The 2,233-nt window shown below is 61.5% G+C and carries 3 protein-coding genes; all 3 read right to left on the bottom strand.

Annotated elements, in window-relative coordinates; all coding sequences use genetic code 11:
- On the bottom strand, positions 1–949 hold a 949-nt coding region (locus C9413_RS31345), incomplete at its 3' end, for a TrbI/VirB10 family protein (protein WP_170251431.1).
- Between the two features lie 9 nt (positions 950–958).
- Positions 959–1,816 (bottom strand): P-type conjugative transfer protein VirB9, encoded by an 858-nt coding sequence (gene virB9 / locus C9413_RS31340; protein ID WP_039845837.1) that lies wholly within the window; start codon positions 1,814–1,816, stop codon positions 959–961.
- Positions 1,813–2,233 (bottom strand): VirB8/TrbF family protein (locus C9413_RS31335; RefSeq protein WP_246703908.1); only part of this gene is annotated, 421 nt, incomplete at its 5' end. The genes C9413_RS31335 and virB9, both read right to left, overlap by 4 nt.

The raw sequence follows: 2,233 nt of genomic DNA, 5'->3' as shown, positions 1-2,233 counted from the left end.
TATCCTGCGCCTCGACATCGCCTTCCTGCAGCCGGCTGCTCGCGTAGGAGGTCGCATCGCCGACGATCGACAACAGGATCGCGCTACCGAAACGCTCCCACCAGTGGGTGTCGACATAGCCGTCCATGCCGGCACGTCCAAGAGTATCGGTCGCAGGCGACGCGAGCGTGATGATCACGCCCTTCGGCGTCTTGGCACGGTTCCACAGAACAAACAGGCGTTTTTGACCGCGGCGAAGACCGCCGCGATATTCGCCAACGATCTGGGTACCCTTCTCCATCAGCACGACGCGGCCATTGTCCGACAGCACATCGCGGTTGATGACGCAGCTTGCAAAGCCCGGCTGGTCCGAGGAAAGCGCTGTTTCGAGCACGCAAGGGATGGACGTTCCCATGGCGACGATGAAATCGCGATTTCCAAGCATGCCGGCGCGCGAGCCCTGCAATTGCGTCGGCGTCAGCATCCTGTTGAACCGCTGATCTTCGTTTTCTGCCTCAGAGCCGAGAGTGCCTGGACTGACGTCGAACGGAAAGTCGTTCGATGGAGCATCCGAACTCTGGTTCTGCCGCTCGGCAGCCGGCCCCTTTTCGCCGCCATAAGCGATCACCGGCGCGCGGCGGGCAGCGTCCAGGAGCTTATCCTCCTCAGCCGGCGCCTCCTCGGCCACCACAGGCGTTGGCAGTTGCACTTCCGTCGGCATCACGACTGGCTGAACCGGTTCCCTGGCGCGCTCGAAATCCGAGGTCTGGCGGATGACGACGCGCTCGGGTTGGGTTCCTTCTGACGGCTTGTTCTGACCGCGCATCGACCAGAGCGCAAAAGCGACGAAGGCAACGATCGCAACGGCAACCGCGCCGCGTTTCAGGATCGGGCTGTTGTCGAGGCGCCGCCGACCGGTCGACGTTTCCGCGCGCTCTCCAGGGATCGGTGTGTTGTCTTCCGCAGCCATGACACTTTCCTATTGCGCGATAGCGGGTTGCGCCTTGACGACACGCTCGACGGACGGTGACGTCGTGTTGGTCTCGGGGTTGATGCCGACGCGGTCGTAGGCCTCGTTGAACACGCACAGCACATCCCCTCCCCGGCGCAGGATGAACTTGCGGCTGATGGCGTGAACCAGCACCAGATTGCCGTCGACGGATTTTGGAACCAGGCCCTCGGTGCCGTCGGAGTTTTCCATGTAGATCGCCGGCATTTCCTGATTGCCGGTAAAAGCGAAAGTGGTGACTTTGCCGTTGTCATAGACGGCCTGCGGTTCGAGTGACACGGAACCTTGCGCCGAATAGCGCCAGTTTCGCGGCCCATAGACCTCGTGGAGCGCGAGCACCCGGTCCGCCCGACCGGCCTCAGCAGCCTGGGCACGGGCGGCGGCCTTCTGACGGCGCCGTTCCGCCTCATCGGCCGGGTAGCGGTACTTCACGTAAAAATAGGTGTTCTGTCCGGCTTCGACCGTTCCGTCCCGCACCGTCAGTTCCATCTGATAGCTGCGGGTGGATCCGTCGCGCCTTGCCGTCACAACCGAGATATTGGTCACCGGCTGATGTTCCCGCGGCTTCAGGAACAGGATGTTGCCGGCCGGCGCCACCTCCCATGCAACGCTGTTGCCAAGGGCGACATGGGCAATCTCCTCGTCGGCGGCAAACTCGATCTGCACCGACGACCGCAACGTCCCGACGATCCGTGTGATGTTGTAGGGCTGATAATCGACGAAGCGGATACGGCTGTCCTTTGATGCGCTGCGGGGAATTTCCAGGGCAACCGCCGTCGATGAAAGACAAAAGCTGAAAACAGAGGCGATCAGTAATATCTGTTTCAATCGACGGCCTCCGGATCGGCACGATATTCGCTGACGGCAAAGCCCAGGGGATTGACCAGCCGGTCGGTGGAGGACATCGGCGCGTTGACATAGGAAAAGGTGAGCGTTGCGACCCAGTGCGTGGTGCTTACGTCGTCTCCGCGGGTGTTCGTGCGCATGTAGCGCACGGAGGCCACGTTTGCATTGATCAGGGAGATGGAAACAATGCTGATGCGCGCCGTCGCGCTGCGGCCGTAGATATTCTGCGGAGATTGCGGATTGCTGCCTCGGTAGACAGTCGCAAAACGCGTCTGCTCCGGCTGCGTGGAGAGCAAGGCAACGATCCGGAAATTCTCCTCGGCCTCGCTCCAGACATAGCCTTCTCTCGCGCGCACATACTTGGCGGCGAAATATTTGGTGACGGCCTCATCATAGCTC

Source organism: Rhizobium sp. SEMIA 4085, assembly GCF_013004495.1.
Lineage (GTDB): Bacteria > Pseudomonadota > Alphaproteobacteria > Rhizobiales > Rhizobiaceae > Rhizobium > Rhizobium gallicum.
Note: the sequence above shows the minus strand (reverse complement) of the source record. Positions and strands in the feature narration are given on the sequence as shown.